The organism is Streptococcus sp. oral taxon 431 (assembly GCF_023110115.1).
Taxonomy (GTDB): Bacteria; Bacillota; Bacilli; order Lactobacillales; family Streptococcaceae; genus Streptococcus.
The window spans coordinates 1-17,955 of record NZ_JALDVP010000009.1 but is presented as its reverse complement, the minus strand read 5'-3'; the positions used below and the strand labels follow the sequence as shown (position 1 = coordinate 17,955).

Here is a 17,955-nt window from a genome sequence, read left to right as displayed (position 1 = left end):
AATGGATAAGGTTTCTATTATTGTACCAGTATACAATGTCGAAGATTGCTTAAGCTATTGTGTAGACAGTCTAAGACAACAGACCTATAAAAATATAGAAATTATACTGGTAGACGATGGTTCTACAGATTCTTCAGGAGAAATTTGTGACCAATATGCTCAAGAAGATGACAGAATAAAAGTTCTGCATATTGAAAATGGGGGATTATCCAATGCCCGCAATACTGGGGTAAAAGAATCTTCAACAGATTGGATTGTTTTCATTGATTCAGATGATTATTATGACCATAGAGCCATTGAATATTTAGTAGAACTTAGAGATAAGTATAGAGTTGATCTTGTAGCAACTCCAGTGATTGAAGTTAGAAACTATGAAAATAGCGATTTCCTAGGAGATTTCAGAGAGAAATATTCTGGAAAATTAGATCGTCGAACAGCTTTAGAACAAATGTTTTATGGAAATTATGTTGGGACACATTCAGGTGGTAAACTATATAAGAAAGAAATTTTATTAAGGTTTCCATATCCTAATGGGATGTTGTATGAAGATTTAGCTCTTGCTTATGAGCATATTGCTTCCTGTGAAAATATTGCTGTTAGTGATCTAAATCTTTATAAATACTATCGAAGACCAGGAAGTATTGTAAATTCTAAGTATAGTGATCGTCTCTTAGATTTTTACAAGGCAATGGAATGGAATATAAGTTATGTTGAACGAGACTATTCAGGTGATAGGGATATGAGAAGAGCCTTGAATGTTCGCTATGTTTTTAATGGTCTGCATATTGTACATGCTATGCTTAGTTCAGATATGTATGCTGAAGTTAATAAAATTAGAAAAGAATACATTCAATATTTCAAAGATGTTATTCTGAATTCAAATGTTACAAGGAAAAATAAAGTGAAATACTTGATGCTTTTGGTTTCTCCAAAACTGTATGAAAAAATTAGAGAGAAGATGAGTTAGGTAAGAATGAAGGTTTTAAAAAATTATGCATATAATCTCTCTTACCAGCTACTAGTGATAATTCTTCCTATTATAACAACACCTTATGTAACTAGGGTATTTAGTTCAACTGATTTAGGTACTTATGGTTATTTCAATTCAATTGTTACCTACTTTATTTTATTGGCGACATTGGGCGTGGCCAATTATGGTACAAAAGAAATTTCAGGCCATCGTAAAGATATCAGAAAAAACTTTTGGGGCATATACACCTTACAGTTTGGTGCGACCATTCTGTCGATATGCTTATACATTCTCTTATGTCTGTCCTTGTCATTTATGCAAAATCCCGTTGCATATATTTTGGGCTTGAGTCTGGTATCTAAAGGGATGGATATCTCCTGGTTGTTTCAAGGGTTAGAGGATTTTCGCAAGATAACAGTTAGAAATATTACTGTTAAACTGGTCGGTGTCATTTCAATCTTCTTATTTGTAAAATCAGCAAATGATTTATATCTTTATGTGTTTTTGCTAACAATATTTGAATTATTGGGGCAGTTTAGTATGTGGTTGCCAGCTAGAGAATTTATCGGAAAACCACATTTTGATTGGTCCTATGCTAAACAACACTTGAAACCAGTTGTTCTCTTGTTTTTGCCACAAATAGCTATTTCGCTATATGTTACTTTGGATCGTACTATGCTAGGGGCATTATCCTCAACTAAAGACGTCGGAATTTATGACCAAGCCTTAAAATTGGTCAATATTTTGCTTACACTAGTGACTTCGTTAGGAAGCGTAATGCTTCCTCGTGTTGCCAATCTCCTATCAACTGGAGATCACAAGGCTGTAAACAAAATGCATCAGATGTCTTTCTTAATATACAATTTAGTCATTTTTCCTATAATAGCAGGAATGTTAATTGTTAATGATGATTTCGTGCAATTTTTCTTAGGACAGGATTTCCAAGATGCTAAATATGCGATAGCAATTATGATTTTTAGAATGTTCTTTATTGGCTGGACAAATATTATGGGTATTCAAATCTTGATTCCACATAATAAAAATAAAGAATTTATGATTTCGACTACTATTCCAGCTGTTGTGAGTGTCGGTTTAAATTTATTATTACTACCTAAATTAGGTTATATCGGAGCAGCCATTGTTTCTGTATTAACAGAAGCCTTAGTATGGGCTATTCAACTGTATTTTACAAGAAACTATTTAAAGGAAGTGCCTCTTCTAGCTTCGACAGTTAAAATTATAGGAGCATCAGCTCTCATGTACGGTGTACTATTCGTTGTAAAAATTACAGTGAATTTTACGCCTGTTATAAATGTTATGGTATTTGCTACAATAGGAGCGATACTTTACATTTTTCAAATACTATTCTTAAAGGTAATTAGTCCAAAAGAGTTGAAACAGCAGTTATTGAATAAGTGAAATTGAATGGAATAAATAGAAATTTCAGTAGCTTATAGTCTTATTGTAAAATGAACTCTTGTATAGATTAAATTCGCTTTGGTTGATTAAATAGTTAGGAAAGGGAGGATAGAAGAGTATAAGTGAACTAGAAGATTAAAGAAATATTATTTTTTCTCATTCAATTCCATATTTCTTTTTCTTATAAATCACTCTGTATGATTCTTTTTCAAAAAATATGATAAAAATTAAATTTGAAAACCTACTAGTCAGCATTGTTGTATCTGTAGTGGTATTTTTTAATACCATATCAACTACGATGCTGGATAGGACTTTTTTTCAAGTCAAAGTAAATTTCCTATTTTTTGTTGTATTGCTTTTAGGTCTTCGTTTTTTGTATAAAATGCGGGTCTCATACAAATATCTAATACTTTCTATTCTATTGTTGCTTTCGGGGGTTTTAGTGTATTTTCAAACGAATAGGCTTAATTTTCTAGTCTATTCGATGCTACTAATCCTCTTGGTTAATGTAGATATGAAAGTAGTTTTGAGGAACTATGTAATTGTAGCTGGCATCCTCGTCGTCGGAGTTTTTCTTCTATCACTTGTTGGTATGGTTCCTAATCTACAATATAATCGTGCGGGTGTTATTCGAAATTCGTTTGGGTTTATTTATCCTACGGACTTTGCATCACATTGCTTTTATCTATTTTTAGCAATTTCCTATCTTCTAAAAGATAAATTTATATGGACCAGATCCCTGTTTGGTGTCTTGCTATCAGCTTTCATTATAAAATACTGTGATGCACGTTTAAATGCTTTGTCAATCTTGTTAGCGACAGTTATTTTCATTTATTTTTATTACAGTAAAGAGAAAAAACTAAAGATATTTGCCTTGTTCCCATATTCGGCTGTTGTATTCGCATCAATTGTTACCTATTTGTCATACAAGTTTTCTTGGTCTAATCCATTTTTGGTATCGGTAAACAAATTAATCACGGGAAGGCTAGCTCTAGGTAGGAATGCATTTGATACATTTGGAGTTCATCTATTTGGGACGAGAAACGTTCAATTTATAGGATCAGGTGGAAAAACAGAATCTGTAATAGGGTATAACTATGTAGATTCCTCTTATGTGCAGATGTTATTTACATATGGAATAGTGCCTGTAGTTCTATTGATAATAATTTATGTTGTCGCCTCAAGGAAACAGTATAAGGATGGTCAATATTTATTAGTTGCGATTTTATCATTGATTGCTTTTAACTGTATGATTGAAGCCTTCTGGTTTGTTCCTACATATAATATATTCATGTTTTTACTATTTACAACAAATACTTTTAGCAAAAAAGAATCAAATGATATTGTTGCAATAAATGAGACCTAGCTCTAGTACTAGATTTTAGGTGGGTCTAATATATGATATGATACCTTTCTAAAAAACAACTAACTTTTGCTGATCCTGAGTCGGCAATAATAAGAAATATAAAGTTCATTAACGGAGTTTTAATTTAATATGTATGACTATTTAATTGTAGGTGCAGGTTTGTCTGGAGCAATCTTTGCACATGAAGCTACAAAACGTGGAAAAAAAGTAAAAGTGATTGACAAACGTAATCACATCGGTGGAAATATCTACTGTGAAAATGTTGAAGACATCAATGTCCACAAGTATGGTGCCCACATTTTCCATACTTCTAACAAAAAAGTGTGGGACTATGTGAACCAGTTCGCTGAATTCAATAACTATATCAACTCACCAGTAGCTAACTACAAGGGCAGCCTCTACAATCTTCCATTCAACATGAATACCTTCTACGCTATGTGGGGAACTAAGACACCACAAGAAGTCAAGGATAAGATTGCCGAGCAAACGGCTGACATGAAGGATGTTGAGCCTAAGAACTTGGAAGAACAAGCTATCAAGTTGATTGGCCCAGATATCTATGAAAAGTTGATTAAGGGCTATACCGAAAAACAATGGGGCCGTTCTGCTACAGATCTTCCACCATTTATCATCAAACGTCTACCAGTTCGTTTGACCTTTGATAACAACTACTTTAATGACCGTTACCAAGGAATTCCAATCGGTGGATACAACGTCATCATTGAAAATATGCTTGGTGATGTGGAAGTAGAGCTTGGCGTTGATTTCTTTGCTAATCGTGAAGAGCTTGAAGCATCAGCTGATAAAGTTGTCTTTACAGGGATGATTGACCAGTACTTTGACTACAAACACGGTGAGTTGGAGTATCGCAGTCTTCGTTTTGAACACGAAGTCTTGGATGAGGAAAATCATCAAGGAAATGCCGTGGTCAACTACACCGAGCGTGAGATTCCTTATACTCGTATCATTGAGCATAAGCACTTCGAATATGGTACACAACCTAAGACAGTTATCACACGTGAATACCCAGCTGATTGGAAACGTGGAGATGAACCATATTACCCAATCAACGATGAAAAGAACAACGCTATGTTTGCTAAGTACCAAGAAGAAGCAACCAAAAATGATAAGGTTATCTTCTGTGGACGTTTGGCAGACTATAAATACTACGACATGCACGTGGTTATTGAGCGTGCTTTGGAAGTCGTAGCAAATGAATTTGATTGAAAGAAATAGTGATTCATGAAGTATTTTCTAAAAGAAGAGTTTTTAAAAGATTCTGGTGCTCGAAACGCTGGAAATAAGGCCAGAAATGATGTCGAGGAAATTGTCAAACGAGAAGGCTATCAACCCTTGTTGTTAACAGTTGAGGATTGGTATCAAATGGGAACCGTTAAAGCCCAACGACACAAGGCAAAAGCTCTAGCTCAAGCTTTTTCTCAGTTGAAATCAGGGGATCAATTATTGATTCAATTCCCCATGCTCCATCATAGTTTTTTCACCACTCGCTTGGTAAGAAAAATCCAGCGAAGAGGGGTACAAGTCTATTTTATTATCCATGATTTGGAAGCTTTGCGCTATGCCAATCTGGATACAGTACCTTTGAAGCATAAGATTCGAGTCCATCTTCAAGAATCAAGTTTGTTGAAGATAGCTGATGGAGTGATTGCCCATAATCCAATCATGAAATCTGTTTTAGTGGACAAAGGGATTGCAGAAGATAAGATTGTTAGTCTTGGAATTTTCGACTATTTGATTCCAGATTTTCAAGAAAAGAGTGGCCAAACAAAAGATCAGCCCATTATTGTCGCAGGTAATTTGGCTCAGGAAAAAGCGGGTTATCTTTATAAACTTCCTGCAGAACCTTCTTATAATCTCTATGGTGTCGGCTTTGATGAGAATAGAGCTCTTTTAAACGAAACCTACTTTGGTTCCTTCCTGCCTGATGAGTTACCTTCAGTTCTTGAGGGAGGCTTTGGACTTGTCTGGGACGGTGATAGTGCTGACACGTGCAGTGGTGTCTTTGGTGAGTACCTTCGCTTCAACAATTCTCACAAGGCATCCCTTTATTTGGCATCTGGATTCCCACTTGTAGTGTGGGAACAGTCTGCCTTGTCTCATTTTGTGCTTGAGAATGGCTGTGGGATTGCAGTAGAATCGCTTCATGATTTAAAAAACACGATCGAAAATCTATCAGATGCCGATTATCAAGAATTGGTTGCAAATGCAAAAAGAATTGGTAAAAAAATACGAGATGGTTTTTATCTAACCAGTGCTCTTGAACAATTAACAAAATAAGAAGTCTATTTGGACTTCTTATTTTTGTTACAAAGTTAATCATTCTAGTATATAAGTTAGTGAAGAAGTGATTTATTTTTAGGGACAATTTAAGTATTTCATCTTAACGTAAAATTGAAATAAACTTGGCATGAAAATACTTGAAAAAATACAATAAACTACACCGCATTTTTCAGCTTTTCTGACATTTTTACACTGTTTTTCATAGAAAAAATAAAAAAGAGGGACTTGTAATGGAATATTAAAATAAATTTAATGAAAAACCTTCGATAAAATCACAAAAAATTAGGCACGAATCGGATTTTTGTGATATAATATTCTGTGAATAGCTATGCCTTCTTGTAGCTGTTAAAAAAATCAAAGTGTGAAACTTGGAAGATAGAGAGGACGCAATGTAATGACTAGAAATGGTTTCTTTACAGGCTTAGATATTGGAACAAGCTCAATTAAAGTGTTAGTTGCTGAGCTTGTAGATGGTGAAGTAAATGTAATCGGTGTTAGCAACGCCAAAAGTAAAGGTGTCAAGGATGGGATTATCGTTGACATCGAAGCCGCGACAACGGCTATCAAATCTGCTATTTCTCAAGCAGAAGAAAAAGCAGGGATTTCAATCAAATCAGTAAATGTTGGACTTCCAGCAAACTTGTTGCAAGTGGAACCAACTCAAGGAATGATTCCTGTAACATCAGATACAAAAGAAATTACAGATCAAGATGTTGAAAATGTTGTCAAATCCGCTTTGACTAAGAGCATGACACCTGATCGTGAAGTGATTACGTTTGTACCAGAAGAATTTGTAGTAGACGGTTTCCAAGGTATTCGTGACCCTCGTGGTATGATGGGTGTTCGTTTGGAAATGCGTGGACTTCTCTATACAGGTCCAAGAACCATTCTTCACAACCTTCGTAAAACTGTAGAACGTGTTGGAGTTCAAGTCGATAACGTGATTATTTCACCGCTTGCAATTGTAAATTCTGTTCTTAACGAAGGCGAACGTGAGTTTGGAGCGACTGTTATTGATATGGGTGGTGGCCAAACAAGTGTTGCTACTATCCGTAATCAAGAACTTCAATACACAAATGTATACCAAGAAGGTGGCGATTACGTCACTAAAGATATTTCAAAAGTTCTTAAAACTTCTAAGAAGATTGCAGAAGGTTTGAAGCTTAACTACGGTGAAGCTTATCCGCAACTTGCAAGCAAAGAAACTTTCCAAGTTGAAGTGATTGGTGAAGTAGAACCTGTAGAAGTTACAGAAGAATACTTGGCTCAAATTATTTCAGCTAGATTGAAACACATCTTTGAACAAATCAAACAAGATTTGGAAAGAAGACATTTGTTGGACTTGCCAGGAGGTATTGCTCTGATTGGTGGGAATGCTATTCTACCAGGTATTGTTGAGCTTGCCCAAGAAGTACTTGGAGTTCGTGTGAAACTTTATGTTCCAAACCAAGTAGGTATCCGCAATCCTGCATTTGCTCATGTGATTAGTTTGTCAGAATTTGCTGGAAGTCTTACAGAAGTGAATGTTTTAGCTCAAAGAGCTATCGGAGGAGATCAAGTTCTACGTCAACAACCAATTGATTTCAGAACTTCAAGTCAGGAAAAACCTGCAGCTTCTCAACGTTCAGTCTTTGGTACAACTTCAACTGAATCAGCAGAACCAACTTATACTGCTGAATCAGCAACTCCAAATCAATCAGAAGAAAAACCAAAATTGACTGAACGATTCCGTAGCTTAATCGGAAGCATGTTTGATGAATAGGATAGAGGAATAAAATATGACATTTTCATTTGATACAGCAGCAGCACAAGGTGCAGTAATTAAAGTAATTGGTGTCGGTGGTGGCGGTGGAAACGCCATTAACCGCATGGTTGACGAAGGCGTTTCAGGTGTTGAGTTCATCGCAGCCAACACAGATGTACAAGCCTTGAGCAGTACAAAAGCTGAAACAGTTATCCAACTTGGTCCAAAATTAACTCGTGGACTTGGTGCTGGAGGACAGCCTGAAGTTGGTCGTAAGGCTGCTGAAGAAAGCGAAGAAGTAATTACTGAAGCTATCAGTGGTGCAGATATGGTCTTCATCACTGCTGGTATGGGTGGTGGTTCTGGTACAGGTGCTGCACCAGTTATCGCTCGTATCGCTAAAGGTTTAGGTGCTTTGACTGTCGGTGTTGTGACACGTCCATTCGGTTTCGAAGGAAGCAAACGTGGCCAATTCGCAGTCCAAGGGATCAACGAACTTCGCGAACATGTTGATACTCTCTTGATTATCTCAAACAACAACTTATTAGAAATTGTTGACAAGAAAACGCCACTTCTTGAAGCTTTGTCTGAAGCAGATAACGTTCTTCGTCAAGGTGTTCAAGGGATTACAGATTTGATTACAAATCCTGGTTTGATCAACTTGGACTTCGCAGACGTGAAGACAGTAATGGCAAACAAAGGAAATGCCCTTATGGGTATCGGTATCGGTAGCGGAGAAGAGCGTGTTATCGAAGCGGCTCGTAAAGCTATCTACTCACCACTTCTTGAAACAACTATTGATGGAGCAGAAGATGTTATCGTTAACGTAACTGGTGGTTTGGATATGACATTGATTGAAGCAGAAGAAGCTTCTGAAATCGTCAATCAAGCTGCTGGACATGGCGTAAATATCTGGCTCGGTACTTCTATTGATGAATCAATGAAAGATGAAATCCGTGTAACTGTTGTTGCTACTGGAGTTCGTCAAGATGCAGTCGAAAAAGTTGTAGCGCCACAACCAAGACAAGCTTCATTCCGTGAACCAGTAAAATCTGGACATACACACACTTATGACCGTCATTTTGATTTGGCAGAAACAGCTGAACTTCCAACTCCTTCACAACGTCACACTGAAGCGCCTAAAGCATCAGCTTTTGGTGACTGGGACTTGAGACGTGATTCAATTGTTCGTCAAGGTGAATCAGTCGTATCTCCAGTTGAGCGTTTTGAAGCACCAGCTTCTGACGAAGATGAGTTGGAAACACCACCATTCTTTAAAAACCGTTAATAGAGATGGATTTAAAAGAAAATACAAATCAGGTATTTCAACAGGTTACAAAAGCAATTCAAGAAACCGGCCGTGAAGACGGTTCGGTTTCTGTAATTGCCGTAACAAAATATGTTGATATTGCAACTGCAGCAAATTTGATTGACCAAGGAATCAAACACATCGGTGAAAACCGTGTTGACAAATTTCTTGAAAAGTATCATGCCTTAAGTGATAAAGATGTTACTTGGCACTTGATTGGTAGCTTACAAAGAAGAAAAGTCAAGGATGTTATTCCTTATGTTGATTATTTTCACGCTTTAGATTCTTTGAAATTAGCCCAAGAGATTCAAAAACGTGCCGATCGAACAGTTAAATGTTTTTTGCAGGTCAATATTTCTGGAGAGGAAAGCAAGCATGGTTTTTCAAAAGAAGAACTATTGACAGTCTTGCCAGACTTGTCTAGCTTGGATCAAATCGAGTATGTTGGTCTCATGACCATGGCTCCCTTTGAGGCCCAAACAGAAGAGTTGCAAAAAATCTTTAAAGAAACGCAAGAGTTGCAACAATACATTCGTGAACAACAATTCCCCAATATGCCAATGACAGAACTAAGTATGGGAATGAGTCGTGACTACAAAGAAGCGATTCAGTGTGGCTCAACTTTTGTTCGAATTGGTACAGCATTTTTTAAATAGGAAATAATCATGTCATTAAAAGATAAATTTGATAAATTTATAGATTACTTTACAGAAGATGGAGATGAAGTTGCTTCAGAAGTTGTAGCTGCACAACCTGAACGTTCACTAGCTTCGGTTCCTCAAAAAAGAGAATTGCCACAGCAAGCTGCTGCTCAAGAATCTTCTCCAGTTGAGGCAAAAGAGAAAAACATTACAAAACTTCATGCACGTCAGCAACAACTAGCAATTGAAAGCCATCGCTCTACTGAAAAAGTAACCATCGATGTTCGTTACCCACGCCGTTACGAAGATGCAACAGATATTGTTGATTTGTTGGCTGGAAATGAAAGTATCTTGATCGACTTCCAATATATGACAGAAGTTCAAGCTCGTCGTTGTTTGGATTACTTGGATGGAGCACGTCATGTCCTTGCTGGTGAGTTAAGAAAAGTAGCGAACACAATGTATCTTTTGACACCTGTTGGTGTTGTTGTAAACATTGAAGATATTCGTTTACCTGAAGAAGCTCAAAGCGAAGAATACGACTTTGACATGAAGAGAAATAGAGTACGTTAATGTTTCTAATAATTCGTTTTATCCAAAATGCTACAGATATCTATTCACTGATACTTGTAGCTTTTGCTCTATTATCATGGTTTCCAAATGCCTATGACACACAGTTGGGAAAATTTTTAGAGACTTTGTGTAAACCAATTCTTGAGCCTCTAAAACGTCTACCTCTTCAAATCGCAGGTTTGGATTTCTCTGTTTGGATAGCCCTAATTCTCTTGCGGATGATTAGTCGCTATCTCATCAATTTGCTGGTCATATTATGAACAAGGAACTTTACCAACATTTCGCAACGGAGGATATTCCATTCATCGATAAGGGGTTGGAATGGTTGAGTCAAGTCGAGGAGCACTATGCACCGATTTTATCTCCTTTTATAAATCCTCACCAAGTATTTATCTTGGGAACTTTGGGAAATAATAGAGGGATAAAAGTCTTCTCTAGTACGAGTTATATCTCTTCGGAGTATGCTAGGGTTATTTTAGCGCCCGATTACTTCACGCCAAGTTTGGGAGATTTTGAAATGACCTTGCTTGAGATCGTGTATCCCAGCAAGTTTCAGCAACTGACCCATTCAAAGATATTGGGTACAGTTCTCAATCGACTAGGTATTGACCGTAAGTTATTCGGAGACATTCTGGTGACAGAAGATAAAGCCCAAATTATTGTCGATCGAAGATTTACCACTCTTTTCCAAGATGGAATTCAAAAGATTTCCAAGTTGCCTGTAAATTTAGTAGAACGTCCTTTTTCAGATATGATAGAATCCAAAGATGACTATCAAGAAAGAGAAGTCTTGGTTTCAAGTCTTCGTCTGGATACCTTCTTATCTAGCATATTGAAATTATCTCGTTCCCAAACTTCGGCTCTGGTTGAAAAAAAGTTGGTTCAAGTCAACTATCATATAGTTGAAAAGTCGGACTATCCGGTAAAAATTGGTGATTTAATCAGCGTCAGACGCTTTGGTCGAATTATCTTACTTAAAGAAAACGGTCAAACCAAAAAGGATAAGAAAAAATTAACAGTCCAGCTACTATTAAGCAAGTGAGAAAAATATGTCAATTACACCACAAGAAATTAGTGATAAAGAATTCTCAAGAACATTCAGAGGCTACAATCAGGAAGAAGTCGATTTATTTCTAGATAAGATTTATTTTGAATTAGAGGAATTCATCCGAAACAAAGAGGAAACTGAACTCTACATCAAAAAACTAGAAGAACGTCTTTCCGACTATACGACTGATATTCCTAAGAGAACAGTAACAAACGAGCAAGAACCAGAAGCAATTAATGATTCTATTTTTTATTAAATAAGTGAGGAAAAATATGCCAATTACATCGTTAGAAATTAAGGATAAAACCTTTGGTGTTCAGTTTAGAGGTTTTAACCGTGAAGAAGTTGATGAATTTTTAGATATTGTTGTTCGTGACTATGAAGATTTAGTTCGTAGTAATCATGAAAAAGATCAGCACATTAAAAATTTAGAAGACCGTCTATCGTATTTTGATGAGATTAAGGATTCATTGAGTCAGTCAGTATTGATTGCTCAAGACACAGCTGAACGTGTGAAACAAGCTGCGAATGACCGTTCTAATAACATCATTAAGCAGGCTGAGCAAGATGCTCAACGCTTGCTTGATGAAGCAAAATACAAAGCCAATGAAATTTTGCGACAAGCAACAGATAATGCTAAAAAAGTTGCTGTGGAAACTGAAGAGTTGAAGAATAAGAGCCGTGTCTTCCACCAACGTTTGAAATCAACTATCGAAAGTCAGTTGGCTATTGTTGATTCATCAGATTGGGAAGAAATTTTGCGTCCGACTGCAACTTATCTTCAAACTAGCGACGAAGCATTCAAGGAAGTCGTCCAAGAGGTTCTAGGTGAAGATGTATCTTCATATCATGATGAAGAACCAATTGACATGACTCGTCAATTTTCTCCAGAAGAAGTTGCAGAACTTCAAGCGCGTATTGAAGCAGCTAACAAAGAATTGTTAGAGGTTGAACAAGCTGCTGAAGAGTCAACTGAAGTTGAACTTCAGCCAGTTGCTGAAACTCCTGTTGAGCCAGCACATGAGGAAGGACCTCAAGATGATGCTGACACTCAACAAGAGTCAGTTCTAATTTTATAAGAATCTCATTAGAGAACAAGAATTTATCAAACACATTTCTAGCGAGTAGGAGATGGTGGAAGTCCTACAATCCCTGTTGGTAAATTTATCCTCTCTTAGTATCAAATCTGAAAATAGTAAGATTTGACGTTGCCCACGTTACGGGAAAAGAGGGAAAGAGACTAGGTCTTTTTCCGAACAAAGGTGGTACCACGATTTTCGTCCTTTTTGCGAGTCGTGGTTTTTATATTGTCAATTTACATTAAAGGAGTAAACATGAAACTTAAAGAAACCCTCAATCTTGGGAAAACAGAATTTCCAATGCGTGCCGGTCTTCCGACCAAAGAGCCAGTTTGGCAAAAGGAATGGGATGAAGCTAAACTTTATCAACGTCGTCAAGAATTAAATGAAGGAAAACCGCATTTTACGCTTCATGATGGCCCTCCATACGCTAACGGGAACATCCACGTTGGACATGCCATGAACAAGATTTCTAAAGATATCATTGTTCGTTCTAAGTCTATGTCAGGATTTTATGCACCTTACATCCCAGGTTGGGATACTCATGGTTTGCCAATCGAGCAAGTTTTGGCAAAACAAGGTGTTAAACGCAAAGAGATGGACTTGGTTGAGTACTTGAAACTTTGCCGTGAATACGCTCTGTCTCAAGTAGATAAACAACGCGAAGACTTTAAACGTTTGGGTGTTTCTGGTGACTGGGAAAATCCATATGTAACCTTGACGCCTGACTATGAAGCAGCGCAAATCCGTGTCTTCGGTGAAATGGCTAATAAAGGTTATATCTACCGTGGAGCGAAGCCTGTTTACTGGTCTTGGTCATCTGAGTCAGCTCTAGCTGAAGCGGAAATTGAATACCATGACTTGGTTTCAACATCACTTTACTATGCCAACAAAGTCAAAGATGGCAAAGGTGTTCTAGATACTGATACTTATATCGTCGTTTGGACAACAACTCCATTCACCATCACGGCTTCACGTGGTTTGACTGTTGGTGCGGAAATTGATTACGTCTTGGTGCAACCAGCTGGCGAATCTCGTAAGTTTGTGGTTGCTTCAGAATTGTTGAACAGTTTATCTGAGAAATTCGGTTGGTCTGATGTTCAGGTTTTAGCTACTTACCGTGGTTCAGAATTGAACCAAATTGTGACAGAGCACCCATGGGATACAGCAGTAGATGAACTCGTTATCCTTGGTGACCACGTTACAACTGATTCTGGTACTGGTATCGTCCATACAGCTCCTGGTTTTGGTGAGGATGACTACAATGTCGGTGTTGCCAATGGGCTTGAAGTTGCTGTGACTGTTAACGAACGAGGGATTATGATGGCCAATGCAGGTGCAGAGTTCGAAGGTCAATTCTACGACAAGGTTGTGCCAACGGTTATTGAAAAACTTGGTGATTTACTTCTTGCTCAAGAAAAAATCTCTCACTCTTACCCATTTGACTGGCGTACGAAAAAACCAATTATCTGGCGTGCAGTGCCTCAATGGTTTGCTTCTGTATCTAAATTCCGCCAAGAAATCTTGGACGAAATTGAAAAAGTGAAGTTCCACTCAGAATGGGGTAAGGTCCGTCTTTACAACATGATCCGTGACCGTGGTGACTGGGTTATCTCTCGTCAACGTGCTTGGGGAGTTCCTCTTCCAATCTTCTACGCAGAAGATGGCACACCAATCATGACAGCTGAAACCATCGAGCATGTAGCCCAACTCTTCGAAGAACATGGTTCCATCATCTGGTGGGAACGTGATGCCAAAGACCTCTTGCCAGAAGGATTTACCCATCCAGGTTCACCAAATGGCGAGTTCAAGAAAGAAACAGACATCATGGACGTTTGGTTCGACTCTGGTTCATCATGGAATGGTGTCGTGGTTAATCGCCCCGAACTTAAATATCCAGCAGACCTCTACCTAGAAGGTTCAGACCAATACCGTGGTTGGTTCAACTCATCTCTCATCACATCTGTGGCTAATCATGGTGTTGCACCATACAAACAAATCTTGTCGCAAGGTTTTGCTTTGGACGGTAAAGGTGAGAAGATGTCTAAATCTCTTGGAAATACCATTGCCCCAAGCGACGTTGAAAAACAATTTGGTGCAGAAATCTTGCGTCTCTGGGTAACCAGTGTAGACTCAAGTAACGACGTACGTATCTCTATGGATATCTTGAGCCAAGTCTCTGAAACTTACCGTAAGATCCGTAACACCCTTCGTTTCTTGATTGCCAACACATCTGACTTTAACCCAGCTGAGGATTCAGTCGCTTACGAAGAACTTCGTTCTGTTGATAAGTACATGACTATCCGCTTTAACCAACTTGTTAAGACTATTCGTGACGCTTATGCTAACTTCGAATTCTTGACAATCTATAAAGCCCTAGTGAACTTTATCAACGTTGATTTGTCTGCTTTCTACCTTGACTTTGCCAAAGATGTTGTCTACATCGAAGGTGCAAAATCTCTTGAACGCCGTCAGATGCAAACAGTCTTCTATGACATCCTTGTGAAAATTACCAAACTCTTGACACCGATTCTTCCTCACACTGCTGAAGAAATCTGGTCATATCTCGAGTTTGAAACAGAAGACTTTGTTCAATTGTCAGAATTACCTGAAGCTCAAACTTTTGCCAACCAAGAGGAAATCTTGGATGCTTGGGCAGCCTTTATGGACTTCCGTGGACAAGCTCAAAAAGCCTTGGAAGAAGCACGTAATGAAAAAGTGATTGGTAAATCACTTGAAGCTCACCTGACAGTTTATCCAAATGAAGTGGTGAAAACTCTTCTTGGAGCTGTTGATAGCAATGTAGCCCAACTCTTGATCGTCTCTAAATTGACAATCGCTGAAGGTCCAGCTCCAGAAGGTGCAGTTAACTTTGAAGATGTAGCCTTCACGGTTGAGCGTGCGGCTGGTGAAGTTTGTGATCGTTGCCGTCGTATCGATCCAAGTACAGCAGAATGTAGCTATAATGCAACCATCTGTGATCACTGTGCAAGCATCGTTGAAGAAAACTTTGCGGATGCAGTAGCAGAAGGATTTGAAGCTAAATAGTCTAACAAAAATACAGGAGAAATTCCTGTATTTTTTTTAAAAAAATAAAAACTTTAATAAAAATATGGTATAATAAACCTTATTAAAATAAAAGGAGATATTTATGAAGACAAAAACACTAGCACAAGTAGATGGCTTTATTGGTATTATTGCAGGGGCAATTTTAGCTTTCTTACCAGTTTTTATTGTTTTTCTTGCAGCCATTTCCGAAGATGAAGATTTTGCAGGAGTAGTATTGGGAATTATTTTCGTTGTATTTTCTTTAGTGAAAATTGCAACCCTCATTCTTGGAATCCTCTCACTTGTCTACTATAAGGATGACAATCGTATTTCACTAGCACCATCGATTCTATTTATCGTTGGTTCTGTAGTTGCCTTGATTCCTTTCTTTGGATGGATTGGTGGAATTGTCCTTGTGATTGGTGGGGCTCTTTACCTAGCAAGTTTGAAACAATTCAAAATTGAAGGATAAGTTATTCTAGGAGAAGAGTCAAAGAGCTCTTCTCTTTTTCGTTGATTTTAACTAGCTTTTTTGTGAAAAATCGTGTAAAATAGAATAGATAAACGAGGGCAACCTCGAAAAATAAAAGGAGAATCCAACTAATGGTAAAATTGGTTTTCGCTCGCCACGGTGAGTCTGAATGGAACAAAGCTAACCTTTTCACAGGATGGGCTGACGTAGATCTTTCTGAAAAAGGTACTCAACAAGCTATCGATGCTGGTAAATTGATCAAAGAAGCTGGTATTGAATTTGACCAAGCTTACACTTCAGTATTGAAACGTGCAATCAAAACAACTAACCTTGCACTTGAAGCATCTGACCAACTTTGGGTTCCAGTTGAAAAATCATGGCGCTTGAACGAACGTCACTACGGTGGTTTGACTGGTAAAAACAAAGCTGAAGCTGCTGAACAATTTGGTGATGAGCAAGTTCACATCTGGCGTCGTTCATACGATGTATTGCCTCCAGCAATGGATCGTGATGATGAGCACTCAGCTCACACTGACCGTCGTTACGCTTCACTTGATGACTCAGTAATTCCAGATGCTGAAAACTTGAAAGTGACTTTGGAACGCGCTCTTCCATTCTGGGAAGATAAAATCGCTCCAGCACTTAAAGATGGTAAAAACGTATTCGTAGGTGCACACGGTAACTCAATCCGCGCCCTTGTAAAACACATCAAACAATTGTCAGACGACGAAATCATGGATGTGGAAATCCCTAACTTCCCACCATTGGTATTCGAATTTGACGAAAAATTGAACGTTGTAAAAGAATACTATCTTGGTAAATAATGTAAAATAGAGTCTAGGATTATTCCTAGGCTTTTTTATTTTGAAAATAGGAAAATGTAGAGTGCAATTTAACTTGTCAAAGACAAGGATTCTTGTTATAATAGATGGGATGGAGGCGCTATGGCACTTAAAAAAGCAAGTTTAGCCTGTGCGGTTTGTGGTTCAAGAAACTACTCAATTAAAATTAGTGGGAATCCAAAACCGACTCGCTTAGAAGTAAATAAATTTTGTAAACATTGTGGTAAATACACAACACATCGAGAAACGAGATAGGAGATAAGAATGGGTTTTATTAAGGATATCTTTACACTTCTTAAAGATACAACTTGGCCAACTCGAAAACAAAGTTGGGTAGATTTCAAATCTATCATGGAATACACTGCCTTCTTTGTTGTCATCATTTATATTTTTGACCAGTTAATCGTTAGCGGATTAATCCGATTCATTAACATTTTTTAAGATAGTATAAATAGGCTGAAAGAAGTTTACCATTAAGAAAGGAAAAAAGATGGATAGTTTTGATAAAGGATGGTTTGTCTTACAAACATATTCTGGTTATGAAAATAAAGTAAAAGAAAATCTCTTGCAACGTGCACAAACATACAATATGTTGGATAATATCCTACGTGTGGAAATTCCAACTCAAACTGTGCAAGTTGAAAAAAATGGGAAGAAAAAAGAAGTTGAAGAAAATCGCTTCCCAGGATATGTCCTTGTGGAAATGGTTATGACTGATGAAGCTTGGTTTGTAGTTCGTAATACACCAAACGTTACGGGATTTGTCGGCTCACACGGGAACAGATCTAAACCAACTCCGCTTTTGGAACAAGAAATCAGAGATATCTTGGTATCAATGGGACAAACGGTTCAAGAATTCGATATCAATGTTGAAGTTGGTCAAACAGTTCGAATCATTGATGGTGCCTTTGCTGATTACACAGGAAAAATTACTGAAATTGATAATAACAAAGTGAAAATGATTATTTCAATGTTTGGTAATGATACAGTAGCAGAAGTAAACTTGAATCAAATTGCTGAATTGTAATCTCAGTTACTCATCTACTTGTGAATCTAGAATACTGTCAACTAATTTTTAAAAAAACTAGTTGACAAGATTCTAAAAGTGGGTATAATAGAAAGAGTTGAAAAAGCTCAGGTCCG

At 37.6% G+C, this 17,955-nt stretch carries 19 protein-coding genes; all 19 read left to right on the top strand.

The window, feature by feature from the left end:
- Position 1: 1 nt before the first annotated feature.
- The 19 genes from M1F91_RS08680 to nusG all read left to right on the top strand — a co-directional run bounded on the left by M1F91_RS08680 (position 2) and on the right by nusG (position 17,839).
- Positions 2-967, top strand: coding sequence for a glycosyltransferase family 2 protein (locus M1F91_RS08680; RefSeq protein ID WP_223334535.1), 966 nt, complete (start codon positions 2-4; stop codon positions 965-967).
- A 6-nt stretch (positions 968-973) separates the two neighbouring features.
- Positions 974-2,389, top strand: a complete 1,416-nt coding sequence (locus M1F91_RS08675) for a flippase (protein WP_247913390.1) — start codon at positions 974-976, stop codon at positions 2,387-2,389.
- Positions 2,390-2,606: 217 nt separating this feature from the next.
- The gene (locus tag M1F91_RS08670) at positions 2,607-3,755 is read left to right on the top strand and encodes a polysaccharide polymerase (RefSeq protein WP_247913389.1); all 1,149 of its coding nucleotides are present in this window, start codon (positions 2,607-2,609) and stop codon (positions 3,753-3,755) included.
- 129 nt (positions 3,756-3,884) lie between these two features.
- Positions 3,885-4,982, top strand: a complete 1,098-nt coding sequence (gene glf, locus M1F91_RS08665) for a UDP-galactopyranose mutase (RefSeq protein WP_247913388.1) — start codon at positions 3,885-3,887, stop codon at positions 4,980-4,982.
- 15 nt (positions 4,983-4,997) lie between these two features.
- Entirely contained in the window at positions 4,998-6,053 is a 1,056-nt protein-coding gene (locus tag M1F91_RS08660; protein WP_247913387.1) for a galactofuranosyltransferase, read from the top strand.
- Positions 6,054-6,450: 397 nt separating this feature from the next.
- Positions 6,451-7,818 (top strand): cell division protein FtsA, encoded by a 1,368-nt coding sequence (gene ftsA, locus M1F91_RS08655; RefSeq protein WP_247913386.1) that lies wholly within the window; start codon positions 6,451-6,453, stop codon positions 7,816-7,818.
- Positions 7,819-7,834: 16 nt separating this feature from the next.
- On the top strand, positions 7,835-9,088 hold the full coding sequence (gene ftsZ, locus M1F91_RS08650) for a cell division protein FtsZ (RefSeq protein ID WP_223334523.1): 1,254 nt from the start codon (positions 7,835-7,837) through the stop codon (positions 9,086-9,088).
- A gap of 5 nt (positions 9,089-9,093) precedes the next feature.
- The gene (locus M1F91_RS08645) at positions 9,094-9,765 is read left to right on the top strand and encodes a YggS family pyridoxal phosphate-dependent enzyme (RefSeq protein ID WP_247913385.1); all 672 of its coding nucleotides are present in this window, start codon (positions 9,094-9,096) and stop codon (positions 9,763-9,765) included.
- A gap of 9 nt (positions 9,766-9,774) precedes the next feature.
- Positions 9,775-10,323 (top strand): cell division protein SepF, encoded by a 549-nt coding sequence (locus M1F91_RS08640; RefSeq protein ID WP_247913384.1) that lies wholly within the window; start codon positions 9,775-9,777, stop codon positions 10,321-10,323.
- Positions 10,323-10,583 carry a YggT family protein gene (locus M1F91_RS08635; RefSeq protein WP_247913383.1) on the top strand — a complete coding sequence of 87 codons (261 nt, stop codon included), beginning with the start codon at positions 10,323-10,325 and terminating at the stop codon, positions 10,581-10,583. Before M1F91_RS08640 ends, M1F91_RS08635 begins: the two co-directional genes overlap by 1 nt.
- Positions 10,580-11,365, top strand: coding sequence for an RNA-binding protein (locus M1F91_RS08630; RefSeq protein ID WP_247913382.1), 786 nt, complete (start codon positions 10,580-10,582; stop codon positions 11,363-11,365). Before M1F91_RS08635 ends, M1F91_RS08630 begins: the two co-directional genes overlap by 4 nt.
- A 7-nt stretch (positions 11,366-11,372) precedes the next feature.
- Positions 11,373-11,627 carry a DivIVA domain-containing protein gene (locus M1F91_RS08625; protein ID WP_247913381.1) on the top strand — a complete coding sequence of 85 codons (255 nt, stop codon included), beginning with the start codon at positions 11,373-11,375 and terminating at the stop codon, positions 11,625-11,627.
- Between the two features lie 16 nt (positions 11,628-11,643).
- Positions 11,644-12,450 (top strand): DivIVA domain-containing protein, encoded by an 807-nt coding sequence (locus tag M1F91_RS08620; protein WP_247913380.1) that lies wholly within the window; start codon positions 11,644-11,646, stop codon positions 12,448-12,450.
- Positions 12,451-12,705: 255 nt separating this feature from the next.
- On the top strand, positions 12,706-15,498 hold the full coding sequence (gene ileS, locus M1F91_RS08615; protein ID WP_247913379.1) for an isoleucine--tRNA ligase: 2,793 nt from the start codon (positions 12,706-12,708) through the stop codon (positions 15,496-15,498).
- A gap of 103 nt (positions 15,499-15,601) precedes the next feature.
- Entirely contained in the window at positions 15,602-15,970 is a 369-nt protein-coding gene (locus M1F91_RS08610; RefSeq protein WP_247913378.1) for a hypothetical protein, read from the top strand.
- Positions 15,971-16,101: 131 nt separating this feature from the next.
- On the top strand, positions 16,102-16,794 hold the full coding sequence (locus M1F91_RS08605) for a phosphoglycerate mutase (protein WP_003012031.1): 693 nt from the start codon (positions 16,102-16,104) through the stop codon (positions 16,792-16,794).
- 120 nt (positions 16,795-16,914) lie between these two features.
- On the top strand, positions 16,915-17,067 hold the full coding sequence (gene rpmG / locus M1F91_RS08600) for a 50S ribosomal protein L33 (RefSeq protein WP_001809375.1): 153 nt from the start codon (positions 16,915-16,917) through the stop codon (positions 17,065-17,067).
- Positions 17,068-17,076: 9 nt separating this feature from the next.
- The gene (gene secE / locus M1F91_RS08595) at positions 17,077-17,253 is read left to right on the top strand and encodes a preprotein translocase subunit SecE (RefSeq protein WP_004254104.1); all 177 of its coding nucleotides are present in this window, start codon (positions 17,077-17,079) and stop codon (positions 17,251-17,253) included.
- 49 nt (positions 17,254-17,302) lie between these two features.
- Entirely contained in the window at positions 17,303-17,839 is a 537-nt protein-coding gene (gene nusG / locus M1F91_RS08590) for a transcription termination/antitermination protein NusG (protein WP_004254102.1), read from the top strand.
- The last annotated feature ends 116 nt before the right edge of the window (positions 17,840-17,955 follow it).

Excerpts from the sequence above, each read along its gene's own strand:
- M1F91_RS08680 (WP_223334535.1), top strand. The coding sequence starts at position 2 with ATGGATAAGGTTTCTATTATTGTACCAGTATACAATGTCGAAGATTGC.
- M1F91_RS08675 (WP_247913390.1), top strand. The coding sequence starts at position 974 with ATGAAGGTTTTAAAAAATTATGCATATAATCTCTCTTACCAGCTACTA.
- M1F91_RS08670 (WP_247913389.1), top strand. The coding sequence starts at position 2,607 with ATGATAAAAATTAAATTTGAAAACCTACTAGTCAGCATTGTTGTATCT.
- glf (WP_247913388.1), top strand. The coding sequence starts at position 3,885 with ATGTATGACTATTTAATTGTAGGTGCAGGTTTGTCTGGAGCAATCTTT.
- M1F91_RS08660 (WP_247913387.1), top strand. The coding sequence starts at position 4,998 with ATGAAGTATTTTCTAAAAGAAGAGTTTTTAAAAGATTCTGGTGCTCGA.
- ftsA (WP_247913386.1), top strand. The coding sequence starts at position 6,451 with ATGACTAGAAATGGTTTCTTTACAGGCTTAGATATTGGAACAAGCTCA.
- ftsZ (WP_223334523.1), top strand. The coding sequence starts at position 7,835 with ATGACATTTTCATTTGATACAGCAGCAGCACAAGGTGCAGTAATTAAA.
- M1F91_RS08645 (WP_247913385.1), top strand. The coding sequence starts at position 9,094 with ATGGATTTAAAAGAAAATACAAATCAGGTATTTCAACAGGTTACAAAA.
- M1F91_RS08640 (WP_247913384.1), top strand. The coding sequence starts at position 9,775 with ATGTCATTAAAAGATAAATTTGATAAATTTATAGATTACTTTACAGAA.
- M1F91_RS08635 (WP_247913383.1), top strand. The coding sequence starts at position 10,323 with ATGTTTCTAATAATTCGTTTTATCCAAAATGCTACAGATATCTATTCA.
- M1F91_RS08630 (WP_247913382.1), top strand. The coding sequence starts at position 10,580 with ATGAACAAGGAACTTTACCAACATTTCGCAACGGAGGATATTCCATTC.
- M1F91_RS08625 (WP_247913381.1), top strand. The coding sequence starts at position 11,373 with ATGTCAATTACACCACAAGAAATTAGTGATAAAGAATTCTCAAGAACA.
- M1F91_RS08620 (WP_247913380.1), top strand. The coding sequence starts at position 11,644 with ATGCCAATTACATCGTTAGAAATTAAGGATAAAACCTTTGGTGTTCAG.
- ileS (WP_247913379.1), top strand. The coding sequence starts at position 12,706 with ATGAAACTTAAAGAAACCCTCAATCTTGGGAAAACAGAATTTCCAATG.
- M1F91_RS08610 (WP_247913378.1), top strand. The coding sequence starts at position 15,602 with ATGAAGACAAAAACACTAGCACAAGTAGATGGCTTTATTGGTATTATT.
- M1F91_RS08605 (WP_003012031.1), top strand. The coding sequence starts at position 16,102 with ATGGTAAAATTGGTTTTCGCTCGCCACGGTGAGTCTGAATGGAACAAA.
- rpmG (WP_001809375.1), top strand. The coding sequence starts at position 16,915 with ATGGCACTTAAAAAAGCAAGTTTAGCCTGTGCGGTTTGTGGTTCAAGA.
- secE (WP_004254104.1), top strand. The coding sequence starts at position 17,077 with ATGGGTTTTATTAAGGATATCTTTACACTTCTTAAAGATACAACTTGG.
- nusG (WP_004254102.1), top strand. The coding sequence starts at position 17,303 with ATGGATAGTTTTGATAAAGGATGGTTTGTCTTACAAACATATTCTGGT.